The sequence below is a fragment of the Sulfurimonas sp. genome, from assembly GCF_023228785.1.
In the GTDB taxonomy this organism is placed as follows: domain Bacteria; phylum Campylobacterota; class Campylobacteria; order Campylobacterales; family Sulfurimonadaceae; genus Sulfurimonas.
The window spans coordinates 1-17,372 of record NZ_JALOAN010000027.1 but is presented as its reverse complement, the minus strand read 5'-3'; the positions used below and the strand labels follow the sequence as shown (position 1 = coordinate 17,372).

The window sequence follows — 17,372 nt, the reverse complement described above, 5'->3', positions numbered from 1 at the left end:
TGCTTGTTTAGGGTGACGGTTTGCCTGTTCAGGGTGACGGTTTGCTTGTTTAGGGTGACGCGTGTTCGTCATTCCGTGCTTGACACGGAATCTGGTTCATAGATTAACCAGATGGTTCAATTTTAGATTAGATTACATAGGAGTGATTATGAAAGAAGTAGATGTATTTATTATAGGGGCAGGTCCTGCTGGATCTATCGCAGGGGCAAAACTAGTAGAAGATGGCTTTAGTGTAAAGATTGTTGATAAGCTTAAATTGCCAAGATTTATGATAGGTGAATCTCTACTTCCAAGGTGTAATGAACTCTTAGAAAAAGCAAATTTACTTGACGTGGTCAAAGAAGCAGGGTTTCAGTTTAAAGGTGGGGTTGCATTTAGAAATGAAGAGGGCGACTTTGCAGCACTAAATTTTTCACAAAACTTAGGTCAAAAGTGGGGAAGTTCTTTTCAGGTAAAGCGTGAAGTTTTTGACAAACTTTTAATAGATGAGGCTCAGAGAAAAGGCTGTGATGTTGAGTATGAAGTAGAGGTTATAGCCTATGATGAGAATGAAAATATTATCACAGTGAAAAATTTAGATGGTAGCGAGGAACTCTATAAGGCGAAGAAAGTTTTAGATGCTTCAGGTTATGGTCGTGTTCTACCTCGATTACTGGATCTTGAAGCTGATTCTCATCTAGCACTTCGTCGTGCAACTTTTGCTCGTGTAGATAAAGACAACCGTCCAGAGGGCGAACAAAATGGTTATATCTTTGTAGATGTTGTTGGTGATAATGAAGCGTGGATTTGGAATATCCCATTTTCAGATGGAGTAACTTCAGTTGGCGTAGTCTGTACTGAGAAGTACTTTAAAAAGTTTAATATGAGTGATGAAGAGTTTTGGGAACATATTATTTACAATAACCCATCAGCATCTAAAAGATATGCTGAGTCTAAAAGAATTGTAGAGGTAAACTCTTTGAGTGGATACTCAGCAGCAGTTACAAAACTTTATGATAAAAACTTTATATTAACAGGAAATGCTTCTGAATTTCTTGATCCAGTTTTCTCTTCTGGTGTAACACTCGCTCTAGAATCAGGTTCAAAAGCAGCAGAACTCACAGCAAGAGAATTAAAAGGTGAAGTAGTTGATTATAAGGTAGAATATGAAGATTATATGATGCTAGGTATAGATGTGTTTAGAGACTATGTAAATGGTTGGTATGATGGCACATTGCAGACTATACTTTTCTCTCAAAAGAAAAACCCTGAAATTACGAAAAAAATAGTCTCAATTCTAAGTGGTTATGTCTGGGATAAAGATAATAGCTTTGTAACTTCTTCAAAATATGCTCTTGAGAAAACATATGAGATGCTAAAGTCATGATCCAAAAAGTACTTCTATCTTTACTCTTAGCAAGTTCTGTATTTGCACAAACTTATAGCTTTACAGAGCTAAGATATAGCGACGCTATAAACCGCTCAACACAGTTAGAAGGTAAGATAAGCTTTACAAAAAATGGTTTAAATATATCATATCCGCAAAGCGCTAGAGAGATTGACTATGATAATGACACTCTAAACTACTATGAAAATGGTAAAATCGTGCAACTCCCAGAGATGCAATCTAGTAAGATGATGCAATACTTTGACATACTTCGTTTGCTCCATAAGGGTGATGAGAGTGAGTTGGAAGGTATGTTTGAGATAGAAGATAGATCTAATGTAAAAATACTAAAACCTCTTGGTGCTATAAAAAACTATATAAATCTAATTGAACTTCGCAAATATGATAATGAACTTAAATATATAAAGCTCTTTTTACAAAATAATGACACAATAAGTATCAATATAAATGACTAAATATCTTAATTTTATAATACTATTTATTCTTCTATCTGTAGGTGTTTTACTAAAAGATAGTATGACTATATCTACAAATCTACTCTCACTCTTTGCAACAAAGGAGAGTGTTGAGAAGTTAAGCATTGCTAACAATTTGGGCTATTCTAAAGAGATGCTCATAGCAGTTAAAGGCTTTGATAAAAAGTCCAAAGCAGATCTTCGTGAGATCTCTAAAAAACTAAAAGAACTAAAACATATAAACTTTGTTCAATCAAGCATAGTTCCAACGGAGGAGATACAAGATTACTATAAAAACAACTACTCTATACTTGCAAAATTTAATGATGCCAATATCACAAAAGAGCAAGTTTTGCAAAAATTACAAGCACTTTATGATGAACAACTCTCTAGTGTTTTTTACTCAAGTATAGATAAAAATGATCCTTTAGCCCTTTTTAAATTAGAAAATATTAAATACTCTGGGATATCGCATAAGGGTGAGTTTATAACGTTAGGAGATTATGGTTTTTTAATCCGAGTTATGACAGATGTTTCGCCTTCTCAAATGAGTGAAGCCAAAGAGCTTTATGAAGATGTGCATACTTTACTTAAAGAGTATCCAAAAGTTGTGGCATTTGCTCCATTTTTTTACACAGTTGAAAACTCTAGCAAAATTAAAGCAGATGTTCAGTGGATAATTATACTCTCTACAGTTATTTTACTTCTGATCTATTATATTCTTATAAAAAATATTAGACTTCTTTCTCAAACCGTAGTAGCACTCATCTCATCCATGCTTTTTGCAAGTTTAATAAGTACAATATTTATTGATAATTTCAATATTTTATCTTTGGCATTTGGGATGAGTTTAACAGCTGTAAGTATTGACTATCTTCTACATTATCACTTTCATAATTTTTATGAGGCTTCTAAAAAGATTGATAAAAATGTACTTTATGGATATCTTACAACTCTATCGGCATTTGCTGTTTTCTCTTTTATTCCAATTCCTTTGATCTCACAAATTAGCTCTTTTGCAGTTTTATCGCTCTCTTTTGCTTATGTGCTTTTTACCTTTGTTTTTCCATATCTTGGGCTTAAAAGATATGAAGAGTCTAACAAAATAGAGAGTGTAAGACAAGAGAGAAAAATTCCAGCTCTTATTGTTTTTGTGCTCTCTTTAGCACTCTTTACTTATAGTGCTTTTAATTTTAAACTAGATAGCAATATTAGAAATTTAGATTATCAAAACCTAAAGCTCTTAGAGGCTGAGAGGTTATTTAAAAGTAATAGTGGATCAAAACTTACTCCAGTAATCGTAGAAGCAACAACTCAAAATAAATTGATCGAAAACTTGCATGAGCTAAAATCAATACTTCCAGATACATTTTCCCTAGCTTCTTTTGTTAAAGATCAAAAGAGCTGTGAAGTAAGACAAGAAGAGCTAAAGGCTTATGATTTTGCAAGATTAAATAGACTTATAAATGAAGAGGCATCAAAGATTGGTTTTAAAGAGAGTTATTTTAAAAATGCTTATACTTTTGTATCTCCGCTAATTTCTTGTGATGTTAAAGAGTTAGATATTTTTAAAACTTATGGACTCTCTATCTATCACGATAAAAATATTCACTACACTATAGCGCTTGTTAGTGACGTTAAAAAGATAAAAAATCTTTCTTTTATATCTAGCATAGATGTAAAAGAGATGTTTGATAGAGCCACGCAGAAGATGTATGACGACCTTTTATATTTTGGTTCATTTGTGTTTGTCATTATCTTTGTTCTACTTTTATTTAGCGTCCGTGCACATTTTATCTACGCCATAAACTATATACTCTTTCCTCTAAGTTTTACAATGGCTGTACTTGTGAGCATGGATGCTATAAACATCATGCACCTTTTCTCTCTAATAATCCTTATAGCCATAGGAATTGATTATGGCATCTATATGAGTAACTCTAAAAAACCAACCAATACTATGTTGGCTGTAAAATACTCACTCTTAAGTACCATCGCTGCATTTGGTGTACTTATCTTTAGTACTATTGTGGCTTTAAATTCCATCGGGATTGTTATTGCATTAGGTTGTGGTGCAATATTTATACTAGTTAAGGTGATGCGATGATTTTAGAATATATTAATTTAGATGGAAGCAAAGAGCTTATAGATCTAGAAAAAAGTGTAACTATAAGCCCTCATTGGGATTATATACAAACTACAAATAAGCTTGATTTTATAAAAACTTTTATACCAAAATATTTGAGTGGACAAAAGATAGTGCTCTTTGATGCTAACCATAAACAGTTACTAGACTTTTATAATAACAACAATATTAATGAGTTAAAAAGTATAGATAAGGCAAACAAAAATTCTAAGATTCTCTTTTTTACATCAGGAAGCAGTGGTTTCCCTGTTGGTGCATTTAAATCAGAAGATAACTTACTCCTAGAAGTAGAGAGTCTGAAAAAGATTCTTGCAAATCGTGATATTAAAAGGGTAGTAGTAAGTGTTCCTTTTGTTCATATTTATGGGATCTTAGCAGGATTATTACTTCCAATAAAATTAGATTGTGTAACACTTGTAGTCAAAGAAGACTTTTTACCTTATGAACTTTTAGAAGAAGCTTTAAAAGAGGATACGCTAGTAATCACAACTCCTGTATTTATAAAAGCAATGGCAAAATTACCAGAGAGTAAAGATCTGTCTCATGCACTTTTTGTCTCTTCTACCGCACCTTTAGCCTTAGAAGATGTTGCAATATTTGAAGATAAATACTCTTCAAACATTGTTCAACTTTTTGGTTCAACTGAAACAGGTGGTATAGCATATAAAAAAGGACGCTCTGCAGAGTGGAATACTCTTCCTTATGTTAAGATCCAAAGTAGTGATGATAAGCTGAGTGTAAGATCTCCTTTTATATCTAACTACATTTTAAATTCAGAGATAATAGAGCTTATACAACCCTATATAACAGAGGATATTGTTGAAATAAAAGATAAAACATTTACTCTTATAGGTCGTAGTAATAAACTTATAAAAATTGCAGGCAAAAGAATATCTGCTACTTTAATAGAAAATATCTTAGAAGAGATACCAGAAATAAACAAGGCTATAGTTTCATTAGTATATAAAAAAGAGCTTCTAAGATCTGAGCAAATTCTTATCACACTTGAAGCCTCAGGGGAAGTTAGTAAGCGTCTTATAAAGGAAAAAATAAGTCAATACTATGGTATTATAACAATTCCATTTAATCTTAAATATGTAGATAAAATTAATAATTCCGCAATGGGTAAGAAAGTAATATTTAATTAAAAAAAAGGACAGAAATAATGATAAAAATAGAAGATGTAAAAGCTAAAATAATCGAAGGCTTAAACCTCGAAGATATAACAACAGATGAGATAGAAGATGATATGGCACTTTTTGGGGATGATGGTTTAGGTCTTGACTCTGTTGATGCGATTGAGTTAACGCTTATTTTAGAAAAAGAGTTTAGTGTGAAAATTACAAATATGGCTGAAGCTGAAAATATATTTGCTTCATCTGCATCTCTTACAGAGTACATAAATAACGAAAAAAATAGTTAAAAGAAATGACTGAAATAAAGCTTCCACATCTTGCACCTATTAAATTTGCAAAGTATACACTTAAAAAAGATGACAAATCTGCTGATGTACTTATAGAGTATGAGCAGATCCCAACACTCCCAATGTTAGTTGAAGCTGCTGCTCAAAGCAGTGCTTCATTTAGAGTAAATGACAAAGAGAGTGCATTTTTGGTTAGTCTAAAAGGTATAAAGCTTTTGCAAAAACCAACCCAACTAAAACTTGTAGCACATGTAACAGATGAACATCGTCTTGATAAAATGAGATATGTTGGATTTGAGATCTTTGAAGATAAGATGACTATAGCTACTGGAACACTTGTTATAGCGGTTCAATAATGCAGTATGACACTATTGTAATTGGTTCTGGAGCTGGTGGACTCGCCTCTGCTTTGTGTCTTGCTAGAGAAGGGCATAAAGTACTTGTACTAGAACAGCACTATCTTCTTGGTGGCTGGTGTCATAGTTTTTCCCTTCATGGAAGTAGGTTTACTCCTGGCATTCACTATATTGGTCTTTTGGCTGAGGGAGAGTCATCAAATGATCTTTATAGAGGTTTAGGTATTGCTAATGATTTAACATTTGTTAGAATGAATCCACAAGGCTATGAGCATTGTTGGATTGGAGATGAGCGATTTGATATACCTGCTGGATTTGATAACTTTAAAAATGCACTTATTGAGAGATTTCCTCATGAGAAAAAAGGCATTATCAGATACTTAAACACAGTTCGTGATGTAAGTAGAGAGTTACAACTCATACCAAAGATGAATGGTTTTTGGGACAAGGTCACAATCCCTTGGCGAACTCGTCATTTAGGGAAATATGGTCTTTTTTCTTTAAAAAGAGTTATAAACTGGCATGTAAAAGATCCGCTACTACAAAAGATCTTAAATGTTCAGTGTGGAGATCATGGACTTCCTCCAAAAAAAGCAAGTTTTCCTCTTCATGCAGCTGTAATGGAGCACTACTTAAGTGGTGGCTACTATCCTGAGGGTGGTGGAGCATCTATTGTCAATGCGATGGTAAAAAGTATTGAGAGTTATGATGGAAAAATCCGCACAAAAGAGAGAGTTAAAAAAATCCTACTTGATGATAAAAAGTCAGCAATTGGCGTTGAGCTTAGTAGCGGTGAGAAGATCTATGCTAAAAATATAATCTCAAATGCAGATCCAAAAAAGATATATCATGATTTAGTAGGCAAAGAACACTTGAGTGAAAAACTAAATGCTAAACTAGATGCAAGTGAATACTCATGTACATCTTTGATGCTTTTTTTAACTGTAAATATGGACGTTCAGGCTGCTGGAATTGACTCTGGAAATATTTGGATTATGCCAAATAGAGATATGGATGATGTTTATAAAGAGATGATGAGTAGCGATATTCTCTCACAAGAGTATTTTCCCGGTCTATTTATTAGCTGTACAACACTCAAAGACCCAGCTAGTTATAATGGTAAAGAACATACCTTTGAAGTAATTACTTACATTAATTATGAAGCATTTAAAGAGTTTGAGGGTGAAGTAAAAAAGCGTTCAAAAAGCTACTTAGAATTTAAAGAGAAGCTGATGGATAAAATGATAAATACTCTTAATCGAGCCATCCCAAATATTAAAGAGAGTATCGTTCATAAAGAGTTAGGCACACCTTTAACAAATGAGTACTTTATAAATGCAACACAAGGAAGTGTTTATGGCACACAAAAGAGTTTAGACCAAATAGGTCCAAATGCTTTTAGAGCTGTAAGTGAAGTAAAAAACCTCTATCTTTGTGGTGCTAGTATCTTAGCTCACGGTGTAACTGGAGCTACTTACTCTGGAGTTGATACAGCTGCGAGAATATTAGGATGCAGACAAGAAGATCTCATAAAACCGATCGAAGGTCAAAAATTAAAAATAATAGATATTAAAAAAGGTCAACAATATGTTTGAGGGTTTATATGAAGTTATCTCAAAAAGTGAAAATGAAGCAGTTGTTAAATTAAGCAATAAAAAACATCCTATATTTAAAGCACATTTTCCAAGACATCCTATCCTTCCTGGTTTTGTTCACTTTGAAATTGTTGCTGATGTTTTTAATTTTGAAGTCCAAACTATTAAAAAAGCAAAGTTTATGAGTTTAGTTACTCCAAAGCAGACTTTAACATACAAAAGAAGTGCCAATAAATTTAGTGTCTTATGTGAAGATAAAGAAGTAGCAAGTTTTAGTTTATGAAAATCTCTATCGTTGTACCTGTTTATAACTCTCCTTTTATAGATGAGGTTATAGAAGACCTTTTTAAGTATGAGTATAAAATCATAGTAGTAGATGATGGATCAGATGAAAAAATAACTACAAAATATGATGAGATCGATATAGTAAGACATGATGTTAATATGGGAAAAGGTGAGGCTATCTTAAGTGGTGCAAAGCGTGCTAAAGAACTAGGTTTTGATGCTATCTTGACATTTGATGGAGATAAACAGCATCTAAGCTCAGAGATAGTTAAGCTGACATCTCACTATAAAGAAGGATCTATAGTAATTGGCAATCGTGATTTTAGCTCAGAGAGTGTACCAAATAGCTCAAAGTTTGGTCGTAAGTTTAGTAATTTTTGGGTCTTTTTAGAAACATTCAAATCTCTAGGTGACACTCAAAGTGGTTTTAGAATCTATCCAATAGATATCTTAGATCTAAGTATAAGAAATAGAAGATTTGACTTTGAGATAGAAGTTCTTGCTTTGCACTCTTATAGAAAAGGCAAGATTATTGATGTTGAAGTTGAGTGTTATTACCCTCCTAAGGGAGAGAGAGTTTCTCATTTTGATAAGTTTTATGATAATTGGCGTTTGACTAAGGCTCATACGAAGCTTATGCTTCAAAGATATCTATTATTAAGAGGAATTTTATGGGTATAAAACAGTATGGCAATGCCTTAGGACATAAGATACTATTGACAATATATAAGCTTTTAGGATATAGATTTGTATCATTTATTTTAAATTTTGTTACACTTTATTATGTGGTTTTTACACCTTCTGTTAAGCGCTCTTTAGAGAGTTATTATGAGCATTTAGGTCTAAAATTAAGTTATGTAGCTTATTTTAGACATATAAAGCTTTTTGCACTCTCAATTTTTGATAGATTTATCTCAAGAATAAAACCAGATGAACTCTCTTTTGAACGTGAAAATAGAGAGGCTTTTATGTCACTGCAAGAGGGCGGTATAGTTTTGCTTTCACATATTGGTGGTTGGGCTACTGCTGGATACTCTATGAGAGCAAATATACCACCTATGAATATAGTGATGCATGAAGCAACAAAAGATAAAATAAGTGAACTTGAAAAGTCTAAGCAGCGCCAAAATGAATCAAATGTGAAAATAATAGATTTAAACAAAGGCGCAATTGCAGCAAATATACAAATTGCTAATGCTCTTATGAACAAAGAAGTTGTTGCAATGATGGCTGATAGAGTAACTGATCCAAGGAAAGTTGTGACTGTTGATTTTTTAGGTTCACAAGTTGAGATAAATAAAAATCCATTTGATATAGCTTATAGATTTAAAAAAACACTTGTAGCAACTTTTGTAGTTTTAACAAAAGAGAAACACTATAAGTTAATATTTAAAGATATTACAATAGAAGAAAAGTCATTAGAAGAAATAGCCCAAGAATATATGAATATTCTCACAAAAATAATTAAAATTTATCCTAACCAATGGTATAATTTTTACGATTTTTTTAATCCGAGGAAAATAAATGTTAATAAACAATAGAGTGATTTCGTACAAAAATTTCTTACACGATAGCAGTGTAAAACTAGATGATAGTAAAGAGTTTATCGATTTTATCAATTCAGGTCATGAGTTTCTTATAGAAAACATTTCAGCAGGACGACCAATTTATGGTGTAACAACAGGTTATGGTGAAGCTGGACAAAATTATGCAGCATTTGAAGAGGCACAAGAGCTTCAAAAAAATCTTTATAGTTTCCACGGTTGTGGTGTTGGTGAGTACTTGAGTGAAGAAGTTTCGCGTATTATGGTAACTATTCGTATGATTAGTCTCTCAAAAGGAAAGAGTGGAGTTAGTTATGATCTACTTAAGCGTTTTGAGATGCTTCTTCAGAGAAAAATTTATCCACTTATTCCTTCTCAAGGCTCAGTAGGTGCTAGTGGTGATTTAACACCACTTTCATATATAGCTGCTGTAATTGCTGGGGATAGAGAGTGTTACTATGAAGGCAAGATTAGAGATACAGCAGAACTCTACCGAGAATTAGGAATAGAACCATATGTTTTTAAACCAAAAGAAGCACTTGGGATTATGAATGGTACGGCCGCAATGAGTGCTATTGCAATTAATTCTATTGAAAAATTTGAGACAATTTTAAGCACTATGGAGTCTTTTGTTGCATCGATATTTGAGCTGCTTTTGTGTGACACAACGCCTCTAGAACCATTTGTTCATGACTCTAAACCTTTTGATGGTCAACGCGCTACAGCTGCAAATATTTTAGCTAAATGTGATGGTTCAAAACTTACTCACGAAGCCTTTGGTCGCTATGATCAGTTTCACTTAGAAGCTGAGCAAAACATTCAAGATCGCTACTCTATTCGTTGTGCTCCACAAGTTTTAGGTGTGGTTTATGACAACCTTACACTTGCAAAAAAGTGGATTGAAACTGAGATTAATGGTGTAAATGACAATCCATTAATAGATCCTATCGGTAAAAAGATCTACACATCTGGTAACTTCTATGGTGGATATGTTTGTCACGCTATGGATACTATGCGTATCTGCGTTGGAAATGTTGCAGATCTACTTGACAAAGAGTTTGGATTACTAGTAGATCATAAGTTTAACAAAGGTTTAGGTGAATCTCTTAAACTTAACAAAAAATCGACTCACCATGGTTTTAAAGCTATGCAAATAACACTAAGTTCACTCACTGCTGATGTTATTATGAACACAGTTCCTGCATCTTTGCACTCTCGTCCTACAGAGTCTTTTAACCAAGATAAAGTAAGTATGGGAACAACAGCAGCACTACACTTTGCTAAACAACTTCCAGATCTGACAAATATGCTGAGTATAGCTATTATTGGTATGGCTCAAGCAGTTGATTTGCGCGGTAAGTCAAAGTGTTCTGAATTCTTACAACAAAACTATGACAAAGTTCGCGCAGAAGTTGAGGCTTTAGAGTTTGATAGAAGAATGGATATAGATATTAAAGTAGTCTATAAAATGATCCTTGATGGTGCTTTTGCATGAGTATGAAAAAAGTTTTAGTTACAGGGGCTACTGGTGCAATTGGTGAAGCTTGTGCAAGATACTTTCATGATAATGGATATTTTGTATATTTAAACTACAGATCTAACGAGACAAAGGCTAATGCGCTTCATGGGGAGTTAGTAAACTCCCAAACACTATATTTTGATATTACTAAAAAAGAAGAAGTTGCTTCTGCTGTTGAGAGTTTAGAGTTAGATGTATTAGTAAATAACGCTGGCATTACAAAAGATAATCTTTTTTTCTGGATGAAAGATGAAGAGTGGAGTGATGTAATAGATACTTCTGTAAATGGTACATACTATGTTACAAAAGCAGTTTTAAAAAATATGATCGCAAACAAAAAGGGTGCAATTGTAAATGTTGCATCGGTCTCAGGACTTGTTGGTAATGCAGGTCAGACAAATTACTCAGCTGCAAAAGGTGCAATGATTGCATTTACAAAAGCACTCTCAGCAGAAGTAGCACGATACAAAATTCGTGTAAATGCAGTTGCACCTGGACTGATAGAATCTGAAATGACAAAAGATCTACCTCTAAAAGAGATGAAAAAAGGTATCCCTCTTCGTCGCGTTGGTGTTGCTCACGATGTTGCAGAATGTGTCTTTTTCTTAGGAGACAAAGCATCTTATGTGACAGGTGATGTTATGAACATAAGCGGTGGAATGGTTCGATGAAAATAGCGATAATAGGAGGAGGGCTTAGCGGACTTTTATGTGCACTTATGCTTGAGCGCAGAGGCTACTCTCCTACTATTTATGAAAGACTTTCTAAATTAGGTGGTGTGCTAGACTCTTTTAAGAGAAAGAAAGTACTTTTTGATATAGGTTTCCACTATTCTGGAGCCCTAGAAAAAGGTCAATATCTATATAACTCAATGCAAGGGTTAGAGTTATTAGAAAAGCTAAAGCTTGAGAAGTACGATGGCGCATTTGATACTTTGTATATAGATGATGAGATTTTTGAAGTACCTCTTAGCTCTTTAGAGTTTAAAAAACAGCTTCAAGCTAGATTTCCCAAAGAGAGTGAAAATATAGAGATTTTCTTTCACAAATGTTATGAAGTGAGTGAAATAAGCTCAAAGCCAGAGCAATTTGTTAAAGTAGACTCTCGTAGTTTAAAAGATGTTATGAAAGATATAAAAGATGAAAAACTTAGAAAGGTTTTTTTGCATTTTACTATCTTTTATGCAACTGCATTTTATGAAGATGCTTCTTTTGATTTTTATGCAAAAATCTTTATAAATATGCTTGATGGAACTAGAAAAATAGAAGGTGGTGGTGGAGCAATTATATCAGCACTAAAAGAGTCGCTATCAAAAACTACAATCAAAAAAAGAAGTGAAGTTACAAAGATTTTTCAAGATAAAAATGGAGTGAACGCACTTCTATGTAAAGACGAAAAAGTCGCTTACGATGCAATCATTTCTACAGTTCATCCAAAAACAACGCTAAAAATGTTTGATGATTTAGATAAAAAACAAAGAAGATATCAGAGCCACATAGAAGATCTCGAAGAGTCTCCCTCTTTTTTCTCAATATTTTGTCTTATAGATGCACAGATAGAGTCAAATCTTTACTTTTACGGGGATGAATTTATCTCTGTCTTACCTTCTCGTATCTACAAAGGTAAAACGGTAGCTACAATTCTTGCTGGAAGTTACTATAGCGAGTATGAAAATCTCTCTGAAGATGAATATAAAAAGAAAAAAGAGCAAGAGTGCCAACATCACTTAAATAGAGTTAGAAAGTTATACGATTTTGGAGAGATTGAAGTTATTGATAGCTCTACGCCTTTGACTAAACAGCACTACTCAAATGGTAGTGAAGGAAGTATCTATGGTGTTTTATGTTCAGCTAAACAAAAAAGTTTATCAGTTGTGATGCCAAGAACAAGAGTAAAAAACTTATACTTTGCAGGTGAAAATATTATTGCACCTGGTTTAATAGGTGCTTTTTTAGGTGCTGAAATACTAATGAATTATTTTGAGGAGAAAAAATGAGAAGAGTTGTAATTACTGGTGTCGGCTTAAACTCACCACTTGGAAATTCATACGATGAACTATATGAGAGTTTAAAAGCACAAAAATCTGGAATTGAGTATGTTCCTGAATGGGAAATCATTAAAGATTTAGGTACAAAAGTGGCTGGTCGTGTGAAAAATGTTGATCTTAAAGCTATTCCTAGAAAATTTCGTCGTTCTATGGGAAGAGTCGCACAACTAGCCGCAGTATCAACAGGCCAAGCTATAGCAGATGCAAACTTAACCCCAGAGATGCTAGGTTCTAAACGCTGTGGTTTGGCATTTGGCTCAACAATGGGTGGCAATGAAACAATGTTTGAATATATGCCAGAAGTTCAGGAAAAAATGAGCTTTCGTGGTCAAAATTCAATGGCTTTTTTAAAGATGATGAGTCATACAGTCGCTGCAAATCTTGCCCAAATGTTTGAAATAAAGGGACGGAATCTTCCTACTTGTTCAGCTTGTACATCTTCTTCTCAAGGTATTGGTGCTGGTTATGAAAGTGTAAAGTATGGCATGAGTGATATCATGGTTTGTGGTGGTGCAGAAGAGCATCATTATCTCTCCGCAGGTGTTTTTGATGTTATGGCTGCCGCTTCAACTAAACACGCAGATGAGCCACATCTCTCATCAAAACCTTTTGATGAAGCTCGTGATGGACTTGTTGTAAGTGAGGGAAGTGGTGCTTTAGTTTTAGAAGAGCTTGAACACGCTCTTGCTCGTGGTGCTAAAATCTATGGTGAGATTATAGGATATGGAACAAGTTGTGATGGTGCACACATTACAACACCTTCAAGAGAAGGGATGCAGCAGGTGATGGAGACATCTTTAGAAGATGCAAAACTAAAACCAGAAGATATTGAGTACATCAATGCTCATGCAACAGCAACAGCTAGAGGTGATATCGCAGAATCGCATGCAACTCATGCCATTTTTGGATCTTTAACTCCGGTGAGCAGTACAAAAGGACATATGGGTCATCTTCTTGGTGGTTGTGGTGTTGTTGAGTCAGTTATATGTCTTATCGCTTTAAATGAGTCTTTACTACCAAAGACCATGAATTTTAAGACATTAGATAAAGAGTGTGCACCAATAAATGTTTTAGGTGAAAATACTGAGAAAGATGTAAATATTGTTATGAATAACAACTTTGCTTTTGGTGGGATAAACACCTCTTTGATATTTAAGAAGTACCAAGCCTAATGTTGGGTGAAATTATCTTTATAAATCCTCCATATGAACAGGTTTCTGCGGGTACGGACTATCTTAAACATATAACCAATAGATCTCCTTCTATTGGTCTTTTGTTACTCGCTTCAAAAGCGAGAGAGATAGGTTATACCACAGAGATAATAGAGAGTGATTTAGAAGGACTCTCACCAGAAACTGTAGCACAAAGAGTACTTGAGAAAAACCCAAAATTTGTAGGCATCACACTCTTTACTGTTGGTGTTTTTAATGCTTCAATCATCGCTAAAATCATTAAAGAAAAAAACCCTAATATATATATTTTAGTAGGTGGACCACATATCTCTTCTATGGGTTATGAGACGATGGAGCGCTTTGGTGAGTTTGATGTTTGTGTTATTCATGAGGGTGAGTTGATTTTAGAAAACTTACTTAAAACTATTGAAAATGGCGATTCTTTAGAGGGTGTTAATGGCATTATGTATAGAGATGCTGATGGCATAATCCGTAAAACAACACCACCTCCAACAATAGAGGACTTAGACTCTCTCCCTATTCCAGCATGGGATCTATTACCAAACTTTCCTCATGGTTATCTACCTGCTATTTATGACTATCCTAGATCTCCAGTAGCTACATATTCAGCTTCAAGAGGATGTCCATTTCTTTGTGAATTTTGTGATACATCTACTTTTGGTGGTAAGATAAGATATAACTCTCCTAAGCATGTACATAGTGTTATGAGGCACTTAAGTGAAGTCTATGGAGTGAAGCATTTACAGTTTGTAGATGATCTTTTTGTAGCACATAATGCAAGAGTTATAGAGTTTAGTAAGCTTCTAATCGAAGATAAGATAGATATGACTTGGAGCTGTACAGCTAGAGTAAACACTGTTAAACCAGAGACTTTAGCACTTATGAAAGAAGCAGGTTGTTGGGAGATTAGTTTTGGACTTGAGAGTGGCTCAGACTGGCTTTTAGATGAGATGAAAAAATCACAAAGAGTCAAAACTGCAGAACAAGCTGTTCAATGGACTCACGAAGCTGGTATCAAAGTCAAAGGGCTTTTCATGTTAGGTTATCCTGGAGAGAATCAAGAGAGCATTAATCTTACAAAAGATTTTATAAAACGAGTACCCATGACAACAATGAATCTCTCAAAATTTACACCATACCCAGGATCTCCAATCTATAGAAAACTATATGGTACTTCTATTAGAGAAGAGGATTGGGATAGACTCAATGGTATGAACTTTGTATATCAAGCAGAAGGTTTTACAGAAGAGCAGTTAGATAGTGAATATAAGGAGATTATTAAGTCCTTTTATAAGCGTCCTCAGATATTATGGTACTACACAAAAATGTCTTTGATAAACTTAACGCATCTCAAAAGGTTAACTATGTTCTTTTTAGGTTTTTTCAGGTCTAAAATCAAAATATAGCGACGCATTTAAAGATAAAATATGAAACAATAGATTACAATAATCACATTAGTAATTAAAAGAGACAAAGGAATTATATTGGCAACAAAAGAAGAAGTTTATAGTAAAATTAAGAGCGTATTAATGGACGAATTTGAAGTAGAAGAAGAGGCTATTTCAATGGAAGCAAACTTATTTACTGACTTAGAACTTGATAGCTTAGATGCAATTGATTTAATGGTAACATTAGACAAAGAGCTTGGTATTGAGATAAAAACAGAAGAGATGCAAGACTTACGTACTATCGAAGATGTATGTAACTTTGTTTTATCTTCTATACCTGCTGATGAGTAGTGTCCTAACACTACTTTTCGCCCCTTCATTTTTACTTTTAATCCACTACTTTGATTTTAAAAAAATTGTTTTAACATATATTGTTATATCACTTGTTGTTTTGATATATGCTTTTAAACAAAAGAAAAAAATTGAAGATTTTGTAATACTGGGTATCTATCTTGTTTTGTTGAGTATTTCATACTTTTATGTAAGTTTAGAAACTATAAAGTTTATACCTGTATTTACATCGATGGCATTTTTTACAATTTTTGCAGAGTCGGCTATAAAAAAAAGAGGGCTTATATATAAATTTACACAGAAGTTTTATAAAAAAGAGTTGAGTGAAGCTGAGAGTAGATTTTTAAAGAGTGGAGACGCTTACTGGGCTTTTTCTATTCTTCTTTACGCAGTTGTTCAAGTTGTGTTAGTTTTTAGTGCAAGTGATGCTGTCTGGGCACTATATAGCTCTGTTGGTTGGTATATTTACTTCGGTCTTATTTTAGGTATGCAGATTATATATGGAAGAGTATATGCGATTAAAATGTCTTCTTAGTTTTTATGCTTTTATCTTATTTTGGGGAACTATAGGTCTTTTTGTATTACCATCACTTCTTATATATTTTTTAGTTTACCCTTTTATGAAGTATCCACAAGATATTTTTCAATACCTCTCTTCTGTCATATATAAAATATTTTTTAAACTTTTGTATGTAGCAGATTTAAAAATTGAACTACCAGATTATTTGCCAAACGGCGCTATATATATTGCTACGCATCAATCTAGTCTTGATTATCCTATTTTAGGAAGTTTTATAAAAAAATATTTAACAGTGACTAACTTGAATTTTACAAGAATTCCTTTTGCATCTTTTGTAGGAAAACTCATAGGTGCAAGAACTGTAAACAAAAACAAACTAAACGATATCGCAGTTATGTACAAAGAGCTTGAAGATATTTTAAATGACAATAGAAACATTATAATCTTTCCAGAAGGCACAAGAAATGATGGCACTAAACTCAAGAAGTTTAAAAAAGGTGCTTTTAGATTAGCGATGAATACAAACAAGCCCATCATACCTATAATAATTGATGGCTCAGCAAAACTTTTGGCTAAAGGTGACCCTTGCTTTAAAACTACTGCTAGAACAGTCGTAAGAGTTAAAATGTTAGATGCCATCTACCCTCAAAATTTTGAAAATGAAATTCAAATGATGAATTTTGCCTCTGAAATGATGTCTTATAAAAATAAATAATTCTTTATCTTATATCTGAACAAAAACAGAGTATAAAAGCAAATATATTGATAGAAATAAGATATATCTCTAAGTTACTAACTAAGTATAAAATCTATATAAATCATCGAGGCATCTTACAGTTACTTTAAAATAACATCATCAAAAAATAGTTCTCTATTGTTCTCAAAATTTTCAACTAGTTTTGTAAAACAGCCTCCAAGCTCTCTTATAGTCTCAATATTTGGCTCTATATATATCTTGTTTGATTTTTTCTGCATTTTAATAATGCCTGCTTCACGGAGTAACTGCAGATGCTTTGAGATTGTCGGTAGAGAAAACTCAAAATGTTGAGCAATTGTTGAGACACATGTGGAGTGAGGGCTTACTTTTGGGTTTTTATTGTCTATGGAACACACATAACCACCTGTAAATACATTCTTAAAGATAAGAAATCTAGTCTCATTTC

19 protein-coding genes are annotated in these 17,372 nt (G+C 33.5%); 18 read left to right on the top strand and 1 reads right to left on the bottom strand.

Annotation, left to right across the window (positions count from 1 at the left end):
• The first annotated feature begins 148 nt into the window (after positions 1 to 148).
• The 18 genes from M0Q24_RS07985 (at position 149) to M0Q24_RS07900 (ending at position 16,924) form a co-directional block, all read left to right on the top strand.
• The gene (locus M0Q24_RS07985) at positions 149 to 1,366 is read left to right on the top strand and encodes an NAD(P)/FAD-dependent oxidoreductase (RefSeq protein ID WP_295049374.1); all 1,218 of its coding nucleotides are present in this window, start codon (positions 149 to 151) and stop codon (positions 1,364 to 1,366) included.
• The gene (locus tag M0Q24_RS07980; protein WP_295049371.1) at positions 1,363 to 1,842 is read left to right on the top strand and encodes a hypothetical protein; all 480 of its coding nucleotides are present in this window, start codon (positions 1,363 to 1,365) and stop codon (positions 1,840 to 1,842) included. Before M0Q24_RS07985 ends, M0Q24_RS07980 begins: the two co-directional genes overlap by 4 nt.
• Complete coding sequence (locus M0Q24_RS07975) at positions 1,835 to 3,949, top strand: hypothetical protein (RefSeq protein WP_295049368.1); 2,115 nt, start codon at positions 1,835 to 1,837, stop codon at positions 3,947 to 3,949. Before M0Q24_RS07980 ends, M0Q24_RS07975 begins: the two co-directional genes overlap by 8 nt.
• Entirely contained in the window at positions 3,946 to 5,136 is a 1,191-nt protein-coding gene (locus M0Q24_RS07970) for a class I adenylate-forming enzyme family protein (RefSeq protein WP_295049366.1), read from the top strand. The genes M0Q24_RS07975 and M0Q24_RS07970 overlap by 4 nt, the downstream gene beginning before the upstream one ends.
• 17 nt (positions 5,137 to 5,153) lie before the next feature.
• The gene (locus M0Q24_RS07965; RefSeq protein ID WP_295049363.1) at positions 5,154 to 5,411 is read left to right on the top strand and encodes a phosphopantetheine-binding protein; all 258 of its coding nucleotides are present in this window, start codon (positions 5,154 to 5,156) and stop codon (positions 5,409 to 5,411) included.
• 5 nt (positions 5,412 to 5,416) lie between these two features.
• Entirely contained in the window at positions 5,417 to 5,767 is a 351-nt protein-coding gene (locus M0Q24_RS07960; RefSeq protein ID WP_295049362.1) for a hypothetical protein, read from the top strand.
• Entirely contained in the window at positions 5,767 to 7,362 is a 1,596-nt protein-coding gene (locus tag M0Q24_RS07955) for an NAD(P)/FAD-dependent oxidoreductase (RefSeq protein WP_295049359.1), read from the top strand. Before M0Q24_RS07960 ends, M0Q24_RS07955 begins: the two co-directional genes overlap by 1 nt.
• On the top strand, positions 7,355 to 7,645 hold the full coding sequence (locus M0Q24_RS07950) for a hypothetical protein (RefSeq protein WP_295049356.1): 291 nt from the start codon (positions 7,355 to 7,357) through the stop codon (positions 7,643 to 7,645). Before M0Q24_RS07955 ends, M0Q24_RS07950 begins: the two co-directional genes overlap by 8 nt.
• Positions 7,642 to 8,328 carry a glycosyltransferase family 2 protein gene (locus M0Q24_RS07945; RefSeq protein ID WP_295049353.1) on the top strand — a complete coding sequence of 229 codons (687 nt, stop codon included), beginning with the start codon at positions 7,642 to 7,644 and terminating at the stop codon, positions 8,326 to 8,328. Before M0Q24_RS07950 ends, M0Q24_RS07945 begins: the two co-directional genes overlap by 4 nt.
• Positions 8,319 to 9,188, top strand: coding sequence for a lysophospholipid acyltransferase family protein (locus M0Q24_RS07940; RefSeq protein WP_295049351.1), 870 nt, complete (start codon positions 8,319 to 8,321; stop codon positions 9,186 to 9,188). The genes M0Q24_RS07945 and M0Q24_RS07940 overlap by 10 nt, the downstream gene beginning before the upstream one ends.
• The gene (locus M0Q24_RS07935; protein WP_295049349.1) at positions 9,172 to 10,686 is read left to right on the top strand and encodes a histidine ammonia-lyase; all 1,515 of its coding nucleotides are present in this window, start codon (positions 9,172 to 9,174) and stop codon (positions 10,684 to 10,686) included. Before M0Q24_RS07940 ends, M0Q24_RS07935 begins: the two co-directional genes overlap by 17 nt.
• Positions 10,683 to 11,381, top strand: coding sequence for an SDR family NAD(P)-dependent oxidoreductase (locus tag M0Q24_RS07930; RefSeq protein WP_295049346.1), 699 nt, complete (start codon positions 10,683 to 10,685; stop codon positions 11,379 to 11,381). The genes M0Q24_RS07935 and M0Q24_RS07930 overlap by 4 nt, the downstream gene beginning before the upstream one ends.
• Positions 11,378 to 12,706: an FAD-dependent oxidoreductase gene (locus M0Q24_RS07925; protein WP_295049343.1), complete on the top strand. Its 1,329-nt coding sequence runs from the start codon at positions 11,378 to 11,380 to the stop codon at positions 12,704 to 12,706. Before M0Q24_RS07930 ends, M0Q24_RS07925 begins: the two co-directional genes overlap by 4 nt.
• Entirely contained in the window at positions 12,703 to 13,929 is a 1,227-nt protein-coding gene (locus M0Q24_RS07920) for a beta-ketoacyl synthase N-terminal-like domain-containing protein (RefSeq protein ID WP_295049340.1), read from the top strand. Before M0Q24_RS07925 ends, M0Q24_RS07920 begins: the two co-directional genes overlap by 4 nt.
• Entirely contained in the window at positions 13,929 to 15,356 is a 1,428-nt protein-coding gene (locus M0Q24_RS07915) for a radical SAM protein (RefSeq protein WP_295049337.1), read from the top strand. The genes M0Q24_RS07920 and M0Q24_RS07915 overlap by 1 nt, the downstream gene beginning before the upstream one ends.
• A 78-nt stretch (positions 15,357 to 15,434) precedes the next feature.
• On the top strand, positions 15,435 to 15,689 hold the full coding sequence (locus M0Q24_RS07910) for an acyl carrier protein (protein ID WP_295049334.1): 255 nt from the start codon (positions 15,435 to 15,437) through the stop codon (positions 15,687 to 15,689).
• On the top strand, positions 15,682 to 16,224 hold the full coding sequence (locus M0Q24_RS07905; protein WP_295049331.1) for a hypothetical protein: 543 nt from the start codon (positions 15,682 to 15,684) through the stop codon (positions 16,222 to 16,224). The genes M0Q24_RS07910 and M0Q24_RS07905 overlap by 8 nt, the downstream gene beginning before the upstream one ends.
• Positions 16,202 to 16,924 (top strand): 1-acyl-sn-glycerol-3-phosphate acyltransferase, encoded by a 723-nt coding sequence (locus M0Q24_RS07900; RefSeq protein WP_295049328.1) that lies wholly within the window; start codon positions 16,202 to 16,204, stop codon positions 16,922 to 16,924. Before M0Q24_RS07905 ends, M0Q24_RS07900 begins: the two co-directional genes overlap by 23 nt.
• Before the next feature lie 122 nt (positions 16,925 to 17,046).
• Here the strand turns inward: M0Q24_RS07900 and M0Q24_RS07895 are convergent.
• Positions 17,047 to 17,372: ArsR family transcriptional regulator (locus M0Q24_RS07895; RefSeq protein WP_295049326.1), on the bottom strand; the 326-nt coding region annotated here is incomplete at its 5' end.

What these genes read in the sequence shown, in the direction of transcription:
- M0Q24_RS07985 (WP_295049374.1), top strand. Translation starts at nt 149, where the DNA reads ATGAAAGAAGTAGATGTATTTATTATAGGGGCAGGTCCTGCTGGATCT.
- M0Q24_RS07980 (WP_295049371.1), top strand. Translation starts at nt 1,363, where the DNA reads ATGATCCAAAAAGTACTTCTATCTTTACTCTTAGCAAGTTCTGTATTT.
- M0Q24_RS07975 (WP_295049368.1), top strand. Translation starts at nt 1,835, where the DNA reads ATGACTAAATATCTTAATTTTATAATACTATTTATTCTTCTATCTGTA.
- M0Q24_RS07970 (WP_295049366.1), top strand. Translation starts at nt 3,946, where the DNA reads ATGATTTTAGAATATATTAATTTAGATGGAAGCAAAGAGCTTATAGAT.
- M0Q24_RS07965 (WP_295049363.1), top strand. Translation starts at nt 5,154, where the DNA reads ATGATAAAAATAGAAGATGTAAAAGCTAAAATAATCGAAGGCTTAAAC.
- M0Q24_RS07960 (WP_295049362.1), top strand. Translation starts at nt 5,417, where the DNA reads ATGACTGAAATAAAGCTTCCACATCTTGCACCTATTAAATTTGCAAAG.
- M0Q24_RS07955 (WP_295049359.1), top strand. Translation starts at nt 5,767, where the DNA reads ATGCAGTATGACACTATTGTAATTGGTTCTGGAGCTGGTGGACTCGCC.
- M0Q24_RS07950 (WP_295049356.1), top strand. Translation starts at nt 7,355, where the DNA reads ATGTTTGAGGGTTTATATGAAGTTATCTCAAAAAGTGAAAATGAAGCA.
- M0Q24_RS07945 (WP_295049353.1), top strand. Translation starts at nt 7,642, where the DNA reads ATGAAAATCTCTATCGTTGTACCTGTTTATAACTCTCCTTTTATAGAT.
- M0Q24_RS07940 (WP_295049351.1), top strand. Translation starts at nt 8,319, where the DNA reads ATGGGTATAAAACAGTATGGCAATGCCTTAGGACATAAGATACTATTG.
- M0Q24_RS07935 (WP_295049349.1), top strand. Translation starts at nt 9,172, where the DNA reads ATGTTAATAAACAATAGAGTGATTTCGTACAAAAATTTCTTACACGAT.
- M0Q24_RS07930 (WP_295049346.1), top strand. Translation starts at nt 10,683, where the DNA reads ATGAGTATGAAAAAAGTTTTAGTTACAGGGGCTACTGGTGCAATTGGT.
- M0Q24_RS07925 (WP_295049343.1), top strand. Translation starts at nt 11,378, where the DNA reads ATGAAAATAGCGATAATAGGAGGAGGGCTTAGCGGACTTTTATGTGCA.
- M0Q24_RS07920 (WP_295049340.1), top strand. Translation starts at nt 12,703, where the DNA reads ATGAGAAGAGTTGTAATTACTGGTGTCGGCTTAAACTCACCACTTGGA.
- M0Q24_RS07915 (WP_295049337.1), top strand. Translation starts at nt 13,929, where the DNA reads ATGTTGGGTGAAATTATCTTTATAAATCCTCCATATGAACAGGTTTCT.
- M0Q24_RS07905 (WP_295049331.1), top strand. Translation starts at nt 15,682, where the DNA reads ATGAGTAGTGTCCTAACACTACTTTTCGCCCCTTCATTTTTACTTTTA.
- M0Q24_RS07900 (WP_295049328.1), top strand. Translation starts at nt 16,202, where the DNA reads ATGCGATTAAAATGTCTTCTTAGTTTTTATGCTTTTATCTTATTTTGG.